At 60.0% G+C, this 16,050-nt stretch carries 23 protein-coding genes and 1 pseudogene; 13 read left to right on the top strand and 11 right to left on the bottom strand.

All coding sequences use genetic code 11. From position 1 onward, the window contains the following. Positions 1-338: 338 nt before the first annotated feature. Together AC1D1N_RS27010 and AC1D1N_RS27005 are read left to right on the top strand one after the other, a co-directional pair. The gene (locus tag AC1D1N_RS27010) at positions 339-1,946 is read left to right on the top strand and encodes a phage terminase large subunit family protein (RefSeq protein WP_477352125.1); all 1,608 of its coding nucleotides are present in this window, start codon (positions 339-341) and stop codon (positions 1,944-1,946) included. Between the two features lie 76 nt (positions 1,947-2,022). Next, positions 2,023-2,859 (top strand): FkbM family methyltransferase, encoded by an 837-nt coding sequence (locus tag AC1D1N_RS27005; RefSeq protein ID WP_477352123.1) that lies wholly within the window; start codon positions 2,023-2,025, stop codon positions 2,857-2,859. Between the two features lie 150 nt (positions 2,860-3,009). On the opposite strand, the gene AC1D1N_RS27000 is transcribed toward AC1D1N_RS27005, so the two are convergent. After that, entirely contained in the window at positions 3,010-3,858 is an 849-nt protein-coding gene (locus tag AC1D1N_RS27000; RefSeq protein WP_477352121.1) for a hypothetical protein, read from the bottom strand. After that, positions 3,813-3,962 carry a DUF6471 domain-containing protein gene (locus AC1D1N_RS26995; protein ID WP_477352119.1) on the bottom strand — a complete coding sequence of 50 codons (150 nt, stop codon included), beginning with the start codon at positions 3,960-3,962 and terminating at the stop codon, positions 3,813-3,815. Before AC1D1N_RS26995 ends, AC1D1N_RS27000 begins: the two co-directional genes overlap by 46 nt. On the opposite strand from AC1D1N_RS26995, the pseudogene AC1D1N_RS26990 reads away from it, so the two are divergent. Further along, positions 3,907-4,445, top strand: a pseudogene (locus tag AC1D1N_RS26990) (transposase). The gene AC1D1N_RS26995 and the pseudogene AC1D1N_RS26990 overlap by 56 nt on opposite strands. A gap of 6 nt (positions 4,446-4,451) precedes the next feature. Here AC1D1N_RS26990 and AC1D1N_RS26985 read toward each other — a convergent pair. From AC1D1N_RS26985 to AC1D1N_RS26975, 3 genes are all read right to left on the bottom strand, one after another. After that, complete coding sequence (locus tag AC1D1N_RS26985) at positions 4,452-4,865, bottom strand: hypothetical protein (RefSeq protein WP_477352117.1); 414 nt, start codon at positions 4,863-4,865, stop codon at positions 4,452-4,454. Next, a complete protein-coding gene (locus tag AC1D1N_RS26980) occupies positions 4,831-5,322 on the bottom strand; it encodes a Panacea domain-containing protein (RefSeq protein WP_477352115.1) in 492 nt (163 codons plus the stop codon). Before AC1D1N_RS26980 ends, AC1D1N_RS26985 begins: the two co-directional genes overlap by 35 nt. 161 nt (positions 5,323-5,483) lie before the next feature. Beyond that, positions 5,484-5,789 carry a hypothetical protein gene (locus AC1D1N_RS26975; RefSeq protein ID WP_477352113.1) on the bottom strand — a complete coding sequence of 102 codons (306 nt, stop codon included), beginning with the start codon at positions 5,787-5,789 and terminating at the stop codon, positions 5,484-5,486. Between the two features lie 628 nt (positions 5,790-6,417). Between AC1D1N_RS26975 and AC1D1N_RS26970 the strand changes: the two genes are divergently transcribed. From AC1D1N_RS26970 to waaF, 8 genes are all read left to right on the top strand, one after another. Then, complete coding sequence (locus AC1D1N_RS26970) at positions 6,418-7,119, top strand: glycoside hydrolase family 108 protein (RefSeq protein ID WP_477352112.1); 702 nt, start codon at positions 6,418-6,420, stop codon at positions 7,117-7,119. Then, on the top strand, positions 7,116-7,319 hold the full coding sequence (locus AC1D1N_RS26965) for a hypothetical protein (RefSeq protein WP_477352110.1): 204 nt from the start codon (positions 7,116-7,118) through the stop codon (positions 7,317-7,319). Before AC1D1N_RS26970 ends, AC1D1N_RS26965 begins: the two co-directional genes overlap by 4 nt. 96 nt (positions 7,320-7,415) lie before the next feature. Continuing rightward, a complete protein-coding gene (locus AC1D1N_RS26960; RefSeq protein ID WP_477352108.1) occupies positions 7,416-7,655 on the top strand; it encodes an ABC transporter permease in 240 nt (79 codons plus the stop codon). After that, positions 7,640-7,831 carry a hypothetical protein gene (locus AC1D1N_RS26955; protein ID WP_477352106.1) on the top strand — a complete coding sequence of 64 codons (192 nt, stop codon included), beginning with the start codon at positions 7,640-7,642 and terminating at the stop codon, positions 7,829-7,831. The genes AC1D1N_RS26960 and AC1D1N_RS26955 overlap by 16 nt, the downstream gene beginning before the upstream one ends. 4 nt (positions 7,832-7,835) lie before the next feature. Beyond that, a complete protein-coding gene (locus tag AC1D1N_RS26950; RefSeq protein ID WP_477352104.1) occupies positions 7,836-8,159 on the top strand; it encodes a hypothetical protein in 324 nt (107 codons plus the stop codon). Between the two features lie 68 nt (positions 8,160-8,227). Beyond that, on the top strand, positions 8,228-8,746 hold the full coding sequence (gene msrA, locus AC1D1N_RS26945; protein ID WP_192251480.1) for a peptide-methionine (S)-S-oxide reductase MsrA: 519 nt from the start codon (positions 8,228-8,230) through the stop codon (positions 8,744-8,746). A gap of 510 nt (positions 8,747-9,256) precedes the next feature. Next, complete coding sequence (locus tag AC1D1N_RS26940) at positions 9,257-10,111, top strand: glycosyltransferase (RefSeq protein ID WP_477352102.1); 855 nt, start codon at positions 9,257-9,259, stop codon at positions 10,109-10,111. Beyond that, complete coding sequence (gene waaF / locus AC1D1N_RS26935) at positions 10,108-11,130, top strand: lipopolysaccharide heptosyltransferase II (RefSeq protein WP_477352100.1); 1,023 nt, start codon at positions 10,108-10,110, stop codon at positions 11,128-11,130. The genes AC1D1N_RS26940 and waaF overlap by 4 nt, the downstream gene beginning before the upstream one ends. Before the next feature lie 74 nt (positions 11,131-11,204). Here the strand turns inward: waaF and AC1D1N_RS26930 are convergent, their stop codons facing one another. Further along, positions 11,205-11,399 carry a hypothetical protein gene (locus AC1D1N_RS26930; protein ID WP_112562371.1) on the bottom strand — a complete coding sequence of 65 codons (195 nt, stop codon included), beginning with the start codon at positions 11,397-11,399 and terminating at the stop codon, positions 11,205-11,207. 168 nt (positions 11,400-11,567) lie between these two features. Here AC1D1N_RS26930 and AC1D1N_RS26925 point away from each other — a divergent pair, with 168 nt between their 5' ends. Further along, positions 11,568-11,837, top strand: coding sequence for a hypothetical protein (locus AC1D1N_RS26925; RefSeq protein WP_162712175.1), 270 nt, complete (start codon positions 11,568-11,570; stop codon positions 11,835-11,837). Here AC1D1N_RS26925 and AC1D1N_RS26920 read toward each other — a convergent pair. From AC1D1N_RS26920 to AC1D1N_RS26900, 5 genes are all read right to left on the bottom strand, one after another. Beyond that, complete coding sequence (locus AC1D1N_RS26920; RefSeq protein WP_477352098.1) at positions 11,834-12,394, bottom strand: hypothetical protein; 561 nt, start codon at positions 12,392-12,394, stop codon at positions 11,834-11,836. The two genes, AC1D1N_RS26925 and AC1D1N_RS26920, sit on opposite strands and share 4 nt — an antisense overlap. A 394-nt stretch (positions 12,395-12,788) precedes the next feature. Further along, positions 12,789-13,268 (bottom strand): GFA family protein, encoded by a 480-nt coding sequence (locus tag AC1D1N_RS26915; RefSeq protein ID WP_477352096.1) that lies wholly within the window; start codon positions 13,266-13,268, stop codon positions 12,789-12,791. A 149-nt stretch (positions 13,269-13,417) separates the two neighbouring features. Then, a complete protein-coding gene (locus tag AC1D1N_RS26910) occupies positions 13,418-13,624 on the bottom strand; it encodes a hypothetical protein (protein ID WP_436259431.1) in 207 nt (68 codons plus the stop codon). Positions 13,625-13,724: 100 nt separating this feature from the next. Further along, positions 13,725-13,892 carry a Thivi_2564 family membrane protein gene (locus AC1D1N_RS26905; RefSeq protein WP_023694668.1) on the bottom strand — a complete coding sequence of 56 codons (168 nt, stop codon included), beginning with the start codon at positions 13,890-13,892 and terminating at the stop codon, positions 13,725-13,727. A gap of 156 nt (positions 13,893-14,048) precedes the next feature. After that, positions 14,049-14,345 carry a hypothetical protein gene (locus AC1D1N_RS26900; protein ID WP_477352093.1) on the bottom strand — a complete coding sequence of 99 codons (297 nt, stop codon included), beginning with the start codon at positions 14,343-14,345 and terminating at the stop codon, positions 14,049-14,051. Here AC1D1N_RS26900 and AC1D1N_RS26895 point away from each other — a divergent pair. Next, the gene (locus tag AC1D1N_RS26895; RefSeq protein ID WP_477352091.1) at positions 14,344-16,026 is read left to right on the top strand and encodes a sensor histidine kinase; all 1,683 of its coding nucleotides are present in this window, start codon (positions 14,344-14,346) and stop codon (positions 16,024-16,026) included. The two genes, AC1D1N_RS26900 and AC1D1N_RS26895, sit on opposite strands and share 2 nt — an antisense overlap. Positions 16,027-16,050: the final 24 nt, after the last annotated feature.

Below are 16,050 nucleotides of genomic sequence, written 5' to 3'. Positions count from 1 at the left end.
TTATCCGGCAAATAGATGTAACCACCGTCGATCCTGGACCGCACCGAAGACTGAGGTATGGCGCGACAATCAGAACCACCGCAACACTTGAATTTCGTCTGTGGGTCAACCCTGTCTTCGTACCAGTCGTGGGCACTGGCGGCTGTCGCGGTGGCGATACACATCGCCGTGAAGATGAATCTTCTCATGGCATTCCTCAAGCATCCGGCAGGCGCTGCTTGCTGGAGCGCGTATGTATATTAGCGTCCCGTTGAGAATACCATTGGCCGCCGGCTGACAGACGCAGATCCGGCAAGATTGGTTTGACCCTTCCTGGCCATCAATGACCGAGGTGAGGCATGTCACGTCACGTCACCTTCATGACCATCGACGATGCCGAACACTATTCGCCGGACGAGCGCGCCGCGATCATTGCCGCCTATCCCGAGCACGAGCGCGAAGCCCGCGCGCGCGGCATTCCGGTGCTGGGCTCCGGCCGCATCTTTCCGCTTGCCGAAGAGCTGATCGCCTGCGAGCCGTTCCGGCTGCCGCGCTACTGGCCGCGGATCGGCGCGCTCGATTTCGGCTGGGACCATCCGTCGGCCGCCGTCGAGCTCGCCTGGGATACGGAGGCCGATGTCGTGTATGTCACGAAGGCGGCGCGGGCCTCGCAGCAGACGCCGGCGATGCAGGTGCTGGCGCTGAAGCCGTGGGGCGAGTGGCTGCCGTGGGCCTGGCCGCGCGACGGCCGCCGCGAGACGCTGGAAGGGGCGGGCACCGCGCTCGCCAGGCAATACGAGGCACATGGGCTGAATATGCTCACCGGTCACGCCCGCTTGGCCGACGGCTCGGTCTCGGTCGAGGCCGGGCTGATGGAGATGCTCGACCGCATGCAGTCCGGCCGCTTCAAGGTGTTTTCGACGCTGCTGTCCTGGTTTGACGAATTCCGCCTCTACCACCGCAAGGACGGCCAGGTGGTCAAACTGCGCGACGATCTGATGGCGGCGACGCGTTATCGCAAGCTGACGCTCGCCTATGTCAGCGGCGCAGGCACCTTACCGACGACAGCCAATGGCATCTGGCTGATGTTCGACCGCGCCGGCGACAGGGGCGCCGACGGGACAGGGACGGGGGATTTTTCGGGGCCTGCGTCTTCGGTGACCGACAACATCGTCACCTTCGCCGGCACGACGGGCAAGGTGGGGAAGGATAGCGGCATCAAGGCATCCGACCTGATCGCCGGTCCGGCCTCGGCGATCGCCGACAACATCGCCACCTTCAACGGTACGACGGGTAAGCTGGCCAAGGACAGCGGTGTTGCAGTGTCGAGCCTGGCGCCAAAGGCCAGCCCGACATTTACCGGGACACCGGCCGCGCCTACGGCGGCGCCTGGCACCAACACGACGCAGCTTGCGACGACGGGGTTTGTCGCTGCGGCCGTTGCCGCTCTGTCAACAGTGTATCAGTCGGCTTCGGCCGTGCTCACGGCTCTGGCCGGCATCGGCACGGCAGTTGCCGGCGACATCATCTATGCAAGCGGTGCGGGAACATGGGCGCGCAAGGCCAAGGGGTCGGATGGGCAGATCCTTCAGCTAGCAAGCGGTCTGCCGGCGTGGACAACGATGCCGTTCACGAAGTCGTTTGAGAGCACTCCGCAAACTATTGCATCGGGGGGCTCGATCACATTGGCTCACAACCTGGGGGCTCAGCCAAAACTTTATCTATGCTTTCTTGTGTGCACAACGGCTGAGGGTGGATATTCGATTAACGATGAAGTCCCCCTAGTCATTGGACCCCAGGAAACCAGCACACAGCGAGGCCTTAGTGTCGTGCCAGACACCACCAATCTTGTTGTCCGTGTGGGCTCTCAAGCGGGCAGCGCATTCCAAATCTTCCGTAAGGATACCGGCGCTTACGCTAACATTACAAATACCAGTTGGAGGCTTGTTGTGAGGGCCTGGGCCTAAACCTCAAAGAGGCGACACGCAGAACCGAGCAGCGGGGAGACTTGCAAAACCAAATGTTGCAGCCAATAAGCGGCGTATGAAATTTCTCCTGCCAATCGAAACAGCGGCGCACCGCGTCCGAGCTAAAATATTCGCAAGGCTGATGTCATTTGGTTGGTTCCGCTCCCTCAGCCTTCTGACGATGAAAGAGGACATCCTGCTGCTCACCAGGCAGTTCGGGGACCACAAGCTAATTTTTTCGCCACACGAGACCATTGGCCGGGATTTGTTCCGAAAGGGTCACTACCAGCGTGACCTAGCGACCAGGGTTTTGGAATTGATCGGGACGCCACCCGGAAGCACCCTGCTGGAAATCGGCGCCAACATCGGAACGCACAGCGTTTATCTGATGCTCAGTGGCAAGTTCGAGCGCGCAATTTGCATTGAGCCAGACCCGCGCAATTTCAAGCTTCTGCAGCAAAATCTGGAGATGAACGACCTCTCCGGCGCGGTGACGGCCTTGCAGTATGCCGCCGGTGACAGGGAGGGGTCGATCGATCTCTACTTCGAGGATGCCAATTTCGGCGCGAGTACCGTCATCAAGCCGGAGGGAAAGCAGCGCTCGGTCCAGGTACCGCTTCGCCGCGTCGATGGCATCCTTTCGGAAGCCGGCACCAGCCCGGATGACATCGGCCTGGTGTGGATGGACATCGAAGGCGCGGAGCCGGAAGCCTTGAGTTCGATGGCCGATTTGGTGCAGCGTCAGGTTCCCATCCTAATGGAATACAGCCCGCAACGATATGACCCGGCAAAGACCCAGAAAATAATCGAGCTGGCCAGCGCGTACCGGCGGTGCATCGTCTTCGGCAGATCCGAAAGTGAAATGGATATTCGCGGCGTAACTGAGCAGCGCGACGTTCTACTGCTGCCGTAAGGTAAACGCCTTGACGCTGCGCGCCTAGGTAGACCGCGAGCGCTTGTGGCGCCAAATGTCCGGTCAAGCAAACGCACCAAACCCCGGAAACCAAGGGGCGGCGCGGTGATCGCGCGGGCGGCACTGGCCGCGTTGGCAGTGACAGTCTTGCTAGGTGGACTCGTTCCCTTCCTTGCAGAGGAGAAAGGAGTCCGTGTCCTTCACCCCTTCAGGGTTGACGTGGAGTTGAAGTCGATACCGGGTTTCACGATGCTCGCCGAATGCGTCCAGATACGTAATCCGGCCAAAAACGAAGAGTGTCACCGCTCGCTTGGCGAGACCTTCGCGAAGTCCAGTAATAGAGTTGAAGGAGATATGGGTGGTTGTAGTCGTCTCCTGACCTGGCCCGAGATCGGTACCCCGTTCAATCTCTTTTGGAACCTTCTCCTTGAAGGACGGCGGGCCGAGCAAATTAAAGCTCAAGTTCAAATTGTTGATCACATGCCGAGCCGGACTTTGCCCAAAATTCTTGTAAATCACATTCACTGCTGGGGCGTATTCGTCATCGGCATGTTCAAGCTCGACACGGACGAGATGCACGTAGGCTCGCACTTGCCGCTCACCGATTCGGCGAGTTTCGATGACGGTATCCTGAGTAGCAAGAAGGGTGCGCCAAATGAGGAAGGCGCCAAAGCCGGTGAAGGCTACGGTAGCCCATGCGGCCCAATGCATCCCACGGGTCGACTCAGCCATGCTTTGCTGGGCTGCAAGATCACACCAATCAGGCTGCCGTTTATTGGAGTCGTCGCCATCGCTAGTTTCTTGATCGCCGGCCGGGGATGCGACGTTGGCGGACGGCGCGGCGTCGGATTGGTTTTGCTTGGCGCATTTATTGGCGTATTCGGTACTTTGCTCTATTCGGGTATATTGTGAATGATAGACAGCGCCCGCTAGCAGCGCGAAGATGATCGTCGCTACCCAGCCAAATGTAATGTAGCCGTGCCGATTGCTGTCATACATTGAAGGAGAAACGCCGCTGTAAACTTGCCCCTCGCAAGTTTGTTGCGAATGTTTACCTCTTTTTCCTCGACTCCAATAGCCGCCAGTTTTTCGACCAGTTGCATAGAGGACCGCAAGGACCGTCGCGTGAAGGCGAACCAGTCAGACCGTCGCCGCGTTGTAATCGCCCTGCGCGAGAGCGCTGGCCGCACCCTGACGTTCGTCCGCAACCGCGAAGCCGAAGGCGTCGATATCGCCCGCGCTCGTATGCTGGCTGGTTCCAAGCTGTTTGCCGATGAGGCGAGCCACTGGGACGTGTTGGAAGGCGAGTTCGCTTCGACCGCATCAACCACTCGGAAAGCTACAGCGACGGCCACGGCAAGCATACCAACATGGTGGAAAGCTATTTCAGCCGCCTTCGCCCCATGGTTGCTGGTCAGCACCACCACGTGTCACACCGCTACCTCTACCAGTACGCCAATCATGCCGCATGGCTGGAAGATCATCGTCGCCGGTCAAATGGCGGCAACGCCTTTGCCCTGCTTGGTGGCGCGCTCAATCATTCGGTGTCGCGCGTTTGGAAAGGCTATTGGCAGCGGGCCGAATAGTCCGTGTTAGCCCTTGAGAATTGCGTGATTGCGGTCAAGCCAGACGAGGTAGAAATGACCGGACAGAAAAAACCCGTGAACGCGGGATTTTGCACCAACGTCTAGCCCGTACATTTTAACGTCTGGGCTGACTTCGGCTGGTAGCTGCTTGGTCTTACCTTGGTGAGCATGGCAAGTTAGCGTGGTCCCCGTTATCTGGGCTTCCGTGCGACCAGCCATCTTTTCGACCCAGCCCGAAAAAGCCTTCAGGTCGCCTTTGACCCATTCTGAGAAACATTCATGCCGTTTCTGGAAATATCTAAGGCTCACACCAATCCGCTGGTTGGAATGATCCACCAGCGGCACAGCGGCATTGATTGGCTTGGGTTCGCCAGCCGCCTTGCTTTCAATGCGAAAGTGATTTGACTTCTTTTTTGCCAAGACGAGCCGCGTAGTAATTGCGCATCAACAACTTGCTTATCGGCTTTTCACACTTTGCCTCTGGAGCAAGATCCCCACGAGTTATCTTCCAAGGGTCTTCTTCATGAGTCAAGCGTTCAAGCTTCTTTGCGCTGAACTGAGCATATTCCGCGTGAACTGCCTTCAAGAACGGCTCTATGGATGAGGGGACCGTTCTTGCCTTTTCTGGCGGCAATGGATCATAGCCACAATCGCGATATTTCGCGAAAACTGGGCGACAGACAGGCCCATGCGCCCACGCTTCAAAGTTCTCTTTTATCAAGGGTCGATTGTAGTTAGCGAGAAACCACGCGTCAGCGTAGTAGACTAGCTTCTGAACTTTTAGATGAGTAATGACCTCGCCTGCGGCCCTGTCAGCTTGGTTTATGAACCAAGCCGCCAACCCCGTAGGGGTCACATAGTGCCCTTTTTCGATCATATCATCTTCGCTCTTTCTTCGGCACTTCAGCCGAAGAAGCTCCCCCGAGCTTCGAATCGGCACAGTATGCCTAATGTGCTATACGCACAATACGAGGCTTTTGTGCGGCGCACAATGAATTGCCCGCACTCTCCTGACACGGTTTACAATGCGCTGTGAGATTAAAGGAACCGTTCACGCCTCCGTCTGCGCCGCACCTTCGCGGTATTGATGCACTGCCTGACCCGCTCGACTAGCGACGGTTCCCAGCCCTTCATTGCGACAATGCGCTGGGCCGTCTCCTTGTTGGCCTTGCTGCCTTCTGCCTCGCACTTCAGAATCAGCCGGTAAAGCTCGCCCTTGCGGAAGCGGCTGGGCTGGCGTCGCAATGGCGTGATCTGTGCCGGGTCGCCCTTGTAGCCTAGGATAAGCAGCACCGCGTCTATGTGCTGAAGCTCGTCAGCCAGGCTCGCACCGTTGAACCGCATAGCGCCGGATATCTCCGCGCGCTTGGCAACCAGCGTGTTAATGGCGTGTTCATATCGGGTGGAGCGGACGATAGGGGCAACTCTCGGCATCCCCGGATTTTATGGGAACCCACTCTTCAGGTCGTGCGAGAGGTTGGTGCGTTTGCTACATAAGACCGCAAATGTCTACAGGAGTTCGCCACAAGCGATATCGGGCTGCCTTCAAAATCTGCTGGCTGGCCGGGGCGGATCCATGGGTGTCAAAAAAATTCGTGGACGCGCGGCTTCGCGAATGCCTTTTGCCCCGCGTGTTGTAGTTCCGGATTGGCAACTGTGTGGGCTGATCGCCCGCCCCTCACGCATCGCCCCGGCCTTGATGCCAAAGTGGTAGAGGCCTCCGAAAGACCATTACTCCTTGTGTTCGGGCGTCAGCAGTAGCGTCTCCACTGAATACCCAGCGAACTTTTCGGAGCGATCGGTCGCGACGATAATTCTGGCACCAGGGCAATAGTGCAAAAGCTTGAGGGCGCTCAGTAGCGCTCCGCGATGGTAAAGCTCGCTGTCGCCATAGGCGATGTAACAAAGACGTCAGTAGGGGCCATTGGCCGTTCTACTTGGAAACTTCCCCACAACCCAAAGAGGTACTTCCATGGACCGCAATTTCGCGCGGGCGCTTGCGCTCGTCCTCAAATCGGAAGGCGGCTGGTCCGACAATCCGGCCGATCCGGGCGGCGCCACCATGAAGGGCGTGACGCTGGCCAACTTCCGCCGCTATGTGAAGGCGGACGCCACAAAAGCTGATCTGCGCGCGATCACAAACGATCAGGTAGCGACTGTCTATCGCCGCTTCTATTGGGACGCCGTTGTCGGCGCCGAGCTTCCCGGCGGCATCGACTATGCCGTGTTCGACTTCGCCGTGAACAGCGGGCCGGGCAGGGCGGCGAAATATCTGCAGGCGGCGGTGGGCGCGGTGCAGGATGGCAGGATCGGCCCGGCCACGCTGAGCGCCGTCGGCGCCAGGCCGTCGGGCGCCGTCATCGACGACCTCTGCGACGCCCGGCTGGCATTCCTGCGGCGGCTGCCGGCCTGGCCGGTTTTCGGCAAGGGCTGGAGCGACCGCGTCCGGTCGGTTCGCGCCCAGGCGCTGTTGATGTCTGCCCCTCAGCCCGCTCCGCCACCTTCGCCGGATCCATGGGGCCCACAACATCCGCCCGGCCCATCCACCGCACCCGGCTTTACGCCATCGCCTGCGCCGGCCGGGGCTCCCGTTGCGCCTCTCGTCGAACGCCTGCCGTTCTGGGCTGCGCTGCTTCAGATCCTGAAATCCATTTTCGCAAGGAGTTCGACATGATCGCCGTCTTCATCCGCATCGGCTTGCGTTACGGCGCCGGCGTTCTGGTCGCACGTGGCCTGCTCGGCGCCGACGACGCTGCAGCGTTTTCCTCCGATCCCGACATCCAGGCGGGACTGGAGGTCGCCGCCGGTGTTGCCATCGCCTCGGTCACCGAGACCTGGCACTGGCTTTCCCGCAAATTCGCCTGGGCGCACTGACATGGAAGGGTTGCAACAACTGCTCATCGCCTATCTCGAAGCCGCCAAACCCTACGCCATCGGCTTTGCGGCCGGGCTCGTGGCCGGGTGGCTGCTGTGAGCGCGCTCCTTGCCGTCCTGCTTAGCAACAAGGCGCTGCTGGGCTTCCTGGCATCGGTCATCGGTGCCCTTTGCTGGGGCTTTCACCAGCGCCTGGCTGGGGCCAGAGCCGAGCGCGGCAAACAGGCGGCCGCTGAAGCCGCGGCGCGCGCGGTCGCCGACCAGGTGCAGAACGATATCGGCGCACTGCCGGCGGACGCTGTTCGAAAGGAGCTGAAATCATGGGCAAGGGACTGATGCTTGCGCTGCTCGTGGCGCTGGCCGGTTGCACGACGGCTTCGGGCGGCTTCTGCACGGTCTCGAGCCCGCTGCGCCTGTCGGCCAAAGCCGTCGATGCACTGTCGGACGCCGAGGCGAGAGCGCTTTTGACGCACAACCGCAAGGGACAAAAGCTCTGCGGATGGAGGCTTTAAGCCGATGCACGACCTCTTCGACATGCTTGGCATCAAGGGCCCCGTCGTCGCCGCCGGACTGGCCGGCGGCGTGCTGCGGGCGCTGTCACGCCATCGCTACAAGCTGCGCGAGATGATCGCCTCGCCGATCTGCGGGGCACTCGCCGCCGCCTATCTGACGCTGCCCGCGGTCGCCTGGTTCAAGGCGACGGGGATGCCTATTCCAGATCCCGCCGACGACACCACGACGCTCGCCGCCGCCTTCCTGATCGGCGTCTCGGCCATGTGGATTTCCGACATCGTCTTCGAGGTGATTGTGCGGCGGTTCAGGCCGGCTGGCGACAAGTGATGCACTTGAGGTGCTGGAAGAAGCCAGCGACAATGCCTACTTAAGGAGCAATCCAAAGGAGGTATGATATGGCGACGTCCACCGAACGTGCAGTGCTTGCCGGCGGTTGTTTCTGGGGCATGCAGGATCTGATCCGGCGCTATCCGGGCGTGATCTCGACCCGCGTCGGCTACAGCGGCGGCGATGTGCCCAATGCCACCTACCGCAACCATGGCACCCATGCCGAAGCCATCGAGATCATTTTCGATCCGGCCAGGATCAGCTTTCGCACGCTGCTCGAATCCTTTTTCCAGATCCACGATCCGACCACCAGGAACCGGCAGGGCAACGATGTCGGAATGAGCTACCGCTCGGCGATCTTCTACACCAGTGACGAGCAGAAGCGCGTCGCCGAAGACACCATTGCCGATGTCGATGCCTCGGGACTGTGGCCCGGCAAGGTGGTCACCGAACTTGCTCCGGTGGGCGATTTCTGGGAGGCCGAGCCCGAACATCAGGACTATCTCGAGAAATATCCCAACGGCTACACCTGCCACTTCGTCAGGCCGGGCTGGAAGCTTCCGGTCCGCGAAAAGGCCGTTTCGTAACACAGCCATAACCGGCCGATACCGGTATCGCTTCAGAGCGCCGCACCCGAAAGGGTGGGGCGTTTTTTGCGTTTGTTCGCGGCGTTTCCGCTGCGAGCGTATCCGGAGAGGGTGGCCTAGAAGCCGAAGAATTGCCGGCCGATCATGTATCCAAGCGCGGCGACGACCAGCGGAAACAGGGCAGGCGCCAGCCGATCAATAGCGGACCTCTTCGGCTGTTGCCTGGGGATGGTCCTGGATGCATTGCCGAGATTCTTGGTCATTGGGCATAGTAGCAAGCGCTGATTAACGATTCCGTAACCCGGTGATAGAGGCGCAACACTGACAATGGGCGCGGCTTTTCGCGATTCCGGCGCGACCTTGACAATGCCCAGCCCGTGACGCAACTGAGACCGGCTTTGAGAGGACTGTGAGGCAAGATCAATGCGGGTGACGCTCGTTTTGAAGGGCGTAATACCCTGCCGGGGTTACGGTGGGATTCAGCGTCAGGTTGAATGGCTGGCAACGGAGATGGTTCGTCTCGGCCACCATGTCGTGGTGGTCGCCGGTCCTGGCTCCAGCCATCCGCTCTTCGAAGTCCGGCACGCTTCGACCGAGGCCGAATGCCGGGCGGCCATTCCGCGCGACACGCAAATCGTCCACACGCACAGCTGGCCCGTTGAAGTGCCATTTCCAACGCTGAATACGCAGCGCGGCTTTATGCCGGACCAGCCCATGCCGGTTGCGAACTGGAGCTTTATCAGCGCCAATCATGCCCGCCAGCATGGGCGCAAGACCTTCGTCTACAATGGCTTTCCGGTAGACGACTATCGTTTGTCGGCGGCAAAGGGCGACCGCCTGCTGTTTCTCGCAGGCATTGCGCGATCGAGCAAAGGCCTCAACCGCGCCGTCGATCTCGCCAAAAAGTTCGATTTCGGTCTCGATATCGCCGGTGGTTCGCGTTGGAAGCTGCTGGGCCGAAGTCAGACGCGCCGCGAAGGTCTGTTTTTCAAGAGCCTTGGCAGCCGATACCGTTTCCACGGCATCGTTGACGGCGAGCCCAAGCTTCGCCTTCTAGGGGAGGCGCGAGCCTTCCTCAATCCGATCGCCTGGGAGGAGCCGTTCGGCAACGCACCGGTCGAAGCCATGCTGTGCGGCACTCCGGTGCTGACGACTCCGCGAGGCGCGTTGCCCGAGACCGTCGATGCCGACAGCGGCCGCTTCTTCGAGAGCGATGAAGAATTTGCGGCCGCTTTCGAAGCCGTCGCCGACCTTACGCCTCAGCAATGCCGCGAATCGGCTGCGACGCGATTTCCGATTCAGAAAGCGGCGCGTAGCTATCTGGATCTCTATGCCCGCATCCTTGACGGCGAAGCGCTTCCTTGACGACCACCGATCCAATCCTCTTCGTCGGCTTTCCGGCAGTCGGCGACTTCGTCCGTTGCCACTCCGCCATCCAGATCATTGCCGAGCGATTTCCCGGTCGCGCCATCGATGTCGTCACCTCGCCGGTCGCGGCACCATTGGCGCGCCTGATGCCGCATGTCCGGAAAGGCTGGTCGCTCGCCAAGCGTCATCAGCGGCCCGGTTTTGCAGAGCGCGGCCGCCTTGTCGGCGAGTTGCGAAAGGAGAACTACGGGACGGCCTATCTGATGACCAGCAGCACCAAGGCGGCGCTGATGGCGTTTATGGCCGGCATTGAGGAGCGCATCGGCTATCCGCAGGAGTTGCAATTCGGCCTCCTCAATCGCTTCCCCGCCGGCTGGCTGGCACATCTATGGGCTTTCGGTCCGCGCAAGACGCGGCTCTTCGAGGAGGTCTGCTCGATTGCCTCTCTTGGCGAAAAGCCGGCTGCGGGGACAGAATGGCCGGCGCCCCGGCTTGTGGTCGATCCGGCCGAGCTGGGCGAATGGCGCCAACGCCACAAGATCGATGCCGGACGGCCGGCGCTGGCGCTCTATACGGCAGACATCGAAAATTTCCGCTCGTGGCCCATAGAGCGCTTCATCTCGGTGGCCAGAGACCACCATGATCGCGGCTGGGCAATCTGGATTGTCGGCGGACCGCGCGAGCGCGCCGGTGCTGTAAAAATCCGCGCCGCCATCCCTGAGGCAATCGACTTCACCTCGACCCCATCGATTGCTGATGCGATGTGCCAGATCGCTGCGTCGACCATGTTCCTGGGGGTTGACGGCGGCATTTCGCACGCCGCCGCTGCCCTGAACGTCCCATGTGCGCTCATCTACGGGCTAAATCGCCCCTACGTGCACGGTCCGGTAAACAGCCATGTTCGCTTTATCGAGCCGCCGCTCTCGACGCCCAGCTGGGTCAAGGATACGCGCGGGATCAGCGAAAACCGGGTGAGGGAGGTGCTGGCTAGCCTTTCAGCCGGTATTCACAACTGACGGTGGTCTGGATGGCCTCCGGCGCCTGATCCAAAACACGCCCGTGAGGGCGCCACCATCGCTCCGTTTCGGCTTTACCCCTTGGCCCTGCGGCTTTCGGGCTCGTGATTGCCGACCCAATGCGCGCGAATGCGATCACTGGCTTCAAGGTAAGCCATGTCGATGAGATAGGTCAGAAGCTTCTCGCCGTCGGCTTCGGCTTTCTGCCGAAGTTCCCGCAGTATCCCTTGCGCGAACTGCAGGTTCTCCATCTTGCTCGGCTGGTTCATCGGTGCCCCCAATGTCTGCGCATGAACTTTGCGCTGACTATGCTTGCATGAAGATTGCGGTGAAGCTCACGGTGGAGCTGTATCAGGTTGTATTAGCGCTTGATCAACGACCCTATTGCACTTTTTGCGAAAATGTCGATATTTTACGCCGCCAATCGGACCGCGACGATGCACGAAGACGAGGGCAGTTTCCCCGACAAGTTGCAGGCCATGATGGATGTCATCGCCGGCAGCGTGTCGTCCAGCCGGGACGGACACGCCGACCTTGGCCGGCTCAGGGTCGACGCCGCCAGCGCAGCGACGGTGTTGGTCGAGTTTTACGGCGACGCTGCTCTTGAGCGCGCCAGCTTGCTGGAGCGCCGTTCGCCTCAAAGCCATTTTGCCCGCATGGTGACGGCTGAACTCCGCGGCCGCGGTGAGATTGCCCGCAAGAGCTAACAAGGTCTGCTCCAAGCCGATTTGCGCCTTATCGCCCTGCCGTCAAGGCGTTGCTGCGCCTCTTCCTGGGCATTTTCGAGAAGATAGAACAGCAGGTCCTGTCCCATCGACTGTGAGATCTCCTTGGCCTGTTCGATATGGCGGTGGATCTCGCGAAGTGCTGTCTCGCCCGAATCGACATTGCGGGTCAGATCGATGAACCAGCCGGGGTACAAGGCTGCTTCTCCCTGACCGTCCACATAGCATTGGCCAACCGCCAGTATCCGGCGAAGCCCCATCTTGTCTGAGTGGACCTGATAGATCTCCCTGAACCCCGCTCTGCGCTCCACCGCCTTGCGGATCGCGATATGCACCCGCAGCCGATCTTCGGCGTCGATGCTCTGCATGCATCTTTCCATGGATGCGCCGTGCGAGAACTCTTCGAGCGTCAGCCCGAAATAGTCAGAAAGATTGGCGTCGCCGTAAACGCGGTCACGCTTGATGTCCCAGGTCCAGAACCCATCAATCGGTGGATATTGCACGTGCGGACTGCGACCCTGCCCATGCGCTGACTGCATGAAAACCGCCTCATTCGGCTTCAAGATTCGCCACACTATGTAACAAAAAAGGAAACAAACAAGTTGTCCTTTTGTCCGAGCTGGCAAGATTTCTTCATGTCACGCTAAAACATACTTGGACAGCATAGTTGGCGTAACGATATTACGTGGTCTTAAGCTCTCGTTTTTAAATAAACCAGCGCCGCTCTGCAACCGCAAGACGAATTCCAACTGACCCGCTGCCCCGGTAAATCGATTGCCGTTACAAAAAGACAGCGAGCGTCGAGCCAGACATGGGCAACAATGGTTCACGGTAACCGCAGCACTAGCCCGACAATCGACCGCCCGCCTTTGGCTCGACGCCAAGGCGGGCCTTTTTTGCGCTTCGACTGGCTAAGGCTCTGCGGTGGGTACACTACGCAGATTTGCGTCGCGACAAATGGCTTAACGGCGTTTCAGCGCCTTCAGCAACCGGTTCAGCTGTCAGGCCATCATTTGTCGACCCGTCTTCCACCCGGTCATGCTCGAACTGCTGGGCGCCGGGCAATGGTTGCAACCAGTGTTCGCGGCGGTTGACCCAGAGCTCATAGCTGGGCTCCAGTGCTTCGGTGGGGACCTCATCGAGGCTGCCAATTGTCACCTCCACCTCGTTCTCACGAACCAGCGGGACCCGGCCGCCGCAGGTTGGACAAAAGCTTCTGTCGCCATAGCTGCAGACGATACCCGTCGTTTCAAACGCCTCGAGCGGCCACACCGCGAACGCCGAAAAAGTCGACCCACTGGCCTTGCGGCAGTCCTTGCAATGGCAAAGGCCAATCCGAAAGGGATCTCCCGTCACCGAAAACTGGATGCCGCCGCAAAGGCAGCTGCCGCTTCGCCTTGTATCATTGGGCATGACCGCTCCTCCGTCTTGTTGGGCATCACACCGCTATACCTCGCAGCGCCATGCGCAGAATCAATTCACGCGGAGCGCAAGGGTTCCGCGTTGCCTCGCGCAGTGCATTTGCTGGCGCGCGCAGTTGCTGGCGCGCGCAGTTGGCTCCGTCAGTTCGGGAAGTCGAACACCGGCTCCCGGCACCAATAGACGCGGCATTGTCCATCACGTGTTGGAACGGAGGCGGCAACCGGCACCTCCGGCCAGTCGCAGTCGTTGCCAAATTGACGAACGTAGCGATCGTAAGTGTTGCGGCCTGTCGTCAGCACGGCCGAGTGATGGCTCTGGATCAGGCGCTGTGTCTCCTCGCAGGTCATCGTTCGCGTGTCCGGTCGAGCGTAGGCCGTGGTTGTTGCGACAAACAACGCTGTTCCGACGATCCATACGAGCCTTTGGAATCTCATAGCGGTCCTTATTCTAGAATACCGCCAGATATTTCAGCAACGAAATGATGCCGATGATGATGACAACGATCTGCGCGATCTGTCTCGTGCGGCCGTCGAGAGGCAGGCGCTGAACGAGATAGAGCACCAGGATGATCACCAGAAAGGTGATCAGAATGCCGATAAGTACCGATGAAGCCATGTCCCTCACTCCGTTTGGCCAGGTCTGAAAATGAAAAAAGTACGCAGCGGCAAACGCTCTGGCCGTTGATTGGTTCCTGTCGGTGCGAACTGACCGGTTAACAGCAAGGCCGCGAATTCCGTTCCGCGGCCTATGAAGCTGGATGCCGATTGCGACTTACTTGCCGCAATGATTGTCGTTCACCGTTGGCGACACAGTTCCAGGCGACTTGGTGCTGGCGTCAGGCTGTGCGCCCTGCGGGCTGGCGGCACAGTTTTCATCGGCATTCGAGTTTAGCGCGCCGTCCATGCCGTTGGTGCTGTAGGTTGCGCTCGGATCAACGCCGTTGGGATCGGCCGGATCGGGCGTGACCACAACCGATTTGCCGCTGCCACCGCCGTCAGCGCTCTGCGCCATCGCCGAGGTCGCCAGACCGACGGCAAGGGCTGAAGCTGCAAGGATTTTCATAAACATGGTGTTTCTCCATTTTTCGAAACTCGTCGCATTGCGACCTAGGGGGGGAACCGCTCGGGTTGACGAAGGTTCCGACAAAGTTGACCTCGGTTGCGCTTGGTGGTCGGCATTTTGCGCGAGCCCCGAAATCGACGCCGCCCGCGTAGGCAATCGCCCTTCCGCAGGAGAACGACGGTCGCTCCAAGGGTGCGACGGGAACCGAAACCTCGCGCGTGCATTTCAGCTGTGGCAGCAAGCTGCAAAAATCGAGCGTGCAGGGGAATTCGTGGCAGGGGAATATGCTGATGTCGTCCAACAGCTGGAGCCTGGAATTCCAGGAGTCTCCTCTGCCCATTTGATGGAGGCGTTGCCCGTTGCCGTCTACACGATCGACAGACAAGGCCGTATCACATTCTTCAACGAGGCCGCGGCTGATTTGTGGGGGCACCGTCCGGTAATAGGCAGAGACCTTTGGTGCGGCTCCTGGAAGCTGCGACATCTCGATGGCCGGCCGATGGCGCATGGCGAGTGCCCAATGGCAATCTCCATGCTTGAAGGACGCGATATCCCGTGGGATCAGGCGATTGCCGAGCGACCGGACGGCGAACTCATTCCGTTCAGAGCCCACCCGCGCCTGCTTCGCGACGAATCGGGCAATATTGTCGGCGCCATCAACACCTTGCTCGATCTGCGCACGCAGACGCAGGCCGACGAGGCCCGCATGCGACTTGCCGCAATTGTCGAGTCGTCCATGGATGCGATCGTTTCGAAGGACATCAATGGCATCATCACCAGTTGGAACGATGCCGCCGAACATCTGTTCGGCTATACCCCGGCCGAGGCGATCGGCCAGCCGGTAACGATGCTCATTCCGTTCGATCGCCTCGGCGAGGAGGCCTCGATCATCTCCCGCATACGCGCCGGCGAGCGCGTGCCATCATATGAAACCATGCGCATGCGCAAGAGCGGCAGCCTCGTCCCGGTATCGCTGACCATCTCGCCGATCCGCGATGGAAACGGGCGGATCATCGGCGCTTCCAAGATCGCGCGCGACATCAGTTCCCACAAGGAGAGCGAGGGACGCATCCGTCTGCTTATGCGCGAAGTCAACCATCGCGTGAAGAACCAATACTCGGTGATCATTTCGATGATCCGCGAAACCAGCAAATCGGCGAGCACGCCGGCAGCTTTCCTTGAACAGGTGCGAGAGCGCATCACGGCGCTTTCGCAATCCCATGATCTCCTGGTCGACGCCGAATGGCGGGGCGCCACGGTCGGCGACCTGATCCAGGCACAGCTCAAAGCGTTCGCGGAGCCCGATCGTCTGTCGGTGGCAGGACCGGCGATCACACTTCAACCAAATGCCGTCCAGTATCTGGGCATCGCCTTCCATGAGCTGGCCACCAACTCGGCAAAGCACGGAGCGCTGTCGCGCCACGGCGGACGTGTCGAAATCGAATGGAGTGCGACACCGGGAGCCAACGGCACCGATATCTTTCGCCTGATATGGCGTGAGCTTGACGGGCCGAGCCTGGGGGGGACCACGCACCCCGGTTTTGGATCTGTCGTCCTCAAGCGGGTTGCACCACAGGCGCTCGGCGGCACCGGACTGATGGAGTTCAGGGAACAAGGTTTTGTCTGGACGCTCGAAGCGCCGCTACGCTCCGTTCAAGCCTCTCTCGCCGATATCGTAATCGATTGACAAAGATGCGTGGGTCGCGTCGGC

This window comes from Mesorhizobium sp. P2_B5, assembly GCF_056404775.1.
The sequence above is the reverse complement of the archived record's forward strand: the minus strand, read 5'-3'. Positions and strand labels throughout refer to the sequence as shown.

Coding starts and splice junctions, on each gene's coding strand:
- AC1D1N_RS27005 (WP_477352123.1), top strand. CDS start 2,023: ATGAAATTTCTCCTGCCAATCGAAACAGCGGCGCACCGCGTCCGAGCT.
- AC1D1N_RS26965 (WP_477352110.1), top strand. CDS start 7,116: ATGATCGCCGTCTTCATCCGCATCGGCTTGCGTTACGGCGCCGGCGTT.
- AC1D1N_RS27010 (WP_477352125.1), top strand. CDS start 339: ATGTCACGTCACGTCACCTTCATGACCATCGACGATGCCGAACACTAT.
- AC1D1N_RS26930 (WP_112562371.1), bottom strand. CDS start 11,399: ATGAACCAGCCGAGCAAGATGGAGAACCTGCAGTTCGCGCAAGGGATA.
- AC1D1N_RS26975 (WP_477352113.1), bottom strand. CDS start 5,789: ATGCGGTTCAACGGTGCGAGCCTGGCTGACGAGCTTCAGCACATAGAC.
- AC1D1N_RS26925 (WP_162712175.1), top strand. CDS start 11,568: ATGCACGAAGACGAGGGCAGTTTCCCCGACAAGTTGCAGGCCATGATG.
- AC1D1N_RS26920 (WP_477352098.1), bottom strand. CDS start 12,394: ATGCAGTCAGCGCATGGGCAGGGTCGCAGTCCGCACGTGCAATATCCA.
- AC1D1N_RS27000 (WP_477352121.1), bottom strand. CDS start 3,858: ATGTATGACAGCAATCGGCACGGCTACATTACATTTGGCTGGGTAGCG.
- AC1D1N_RS26955 (WP_477352106.1), top strand. CDS start 7,640: ATGGGCAAGGGACTGATGCTTGCGCTGCTCGTGGCGCTGGCCGGTTGC.
- AC1D1N_RS26905 (WP_023694668.1), bottom strand. CDS start 13,892: ATGGCTTCATCGGTACTTATCGGCATTCTGATCACCTTTCTGGTGATC.
- AC1D1N_RS26995 (WP_477352119.1), bottom strand. CDS start 3,962: ATGCAACTGGTCGAAAAACTGGCGGCTATTGGAGTCGAGGAAAAAGAG.
- AC1D1N_RS26970 (WP_477352112.1), top strand. CDS start 6,418: ATGGACCGCAATTTCGCGCGGGCGCTTGCGCTCGTCCTCAAATCGGAA.
- AC1D1N_RS26940 (WP_477352102.1), top strand. CDS start 9,257: ATGGTTCGTCTCGGCCACCATGTCGTGGTGGTCGCCGGTCCTGGCTCC.
- AC1D1N_RS26915 (WP_477352096.1), bottom strand. CDS start 13,268: ATGCCCAATGATACAAGGCGAAGCGGCAGCTGCCTTTGCGGCGGCATC.
- AC1D1N_RS26980 (WP_477352115.1), bottom strand. CDS start 5,322: ATGATCGAAAAAGGGCACTATGTGACCCCTACGGGGTTGGCGGCTTGG.
- AC1D1N_RS26900 (WP_477352093.1), bottom strand. CDS start 14,345: ATGTTTATGAAAATCCTTGCAGCTTCAGCCCTTGCCGTCGGTCTGGCG.
- msrA (WP_192251480.1), top strand. CDS start 8,228: ATGGCGACGTCCACCGAACGTGCAGTGCTTGCCGGCGGTTGTTTCTGG.
- AC1D1N_RS26895 (WP_477352091.1), top strand. CDS start 14,344: ATGGTGTTTCTCCATTTTTCGAAACTCGTCGCATTGCGACCTAGGGGG.
- AC1D1N_RS26910 (WP_436259431.1), bottom strand. CDS start 13,624: ATGACCTGCGAGGAGACACAGCGCCTGATCCAGAGCCATCACTCGGCC.
- AC1D1N_RS26950 (WP_477352104.1), top strand. CDS start 7,836: ATGCACGACCTCTTCGACATGCTTGGCATCAAGGGCCCCGTCGTCGCC.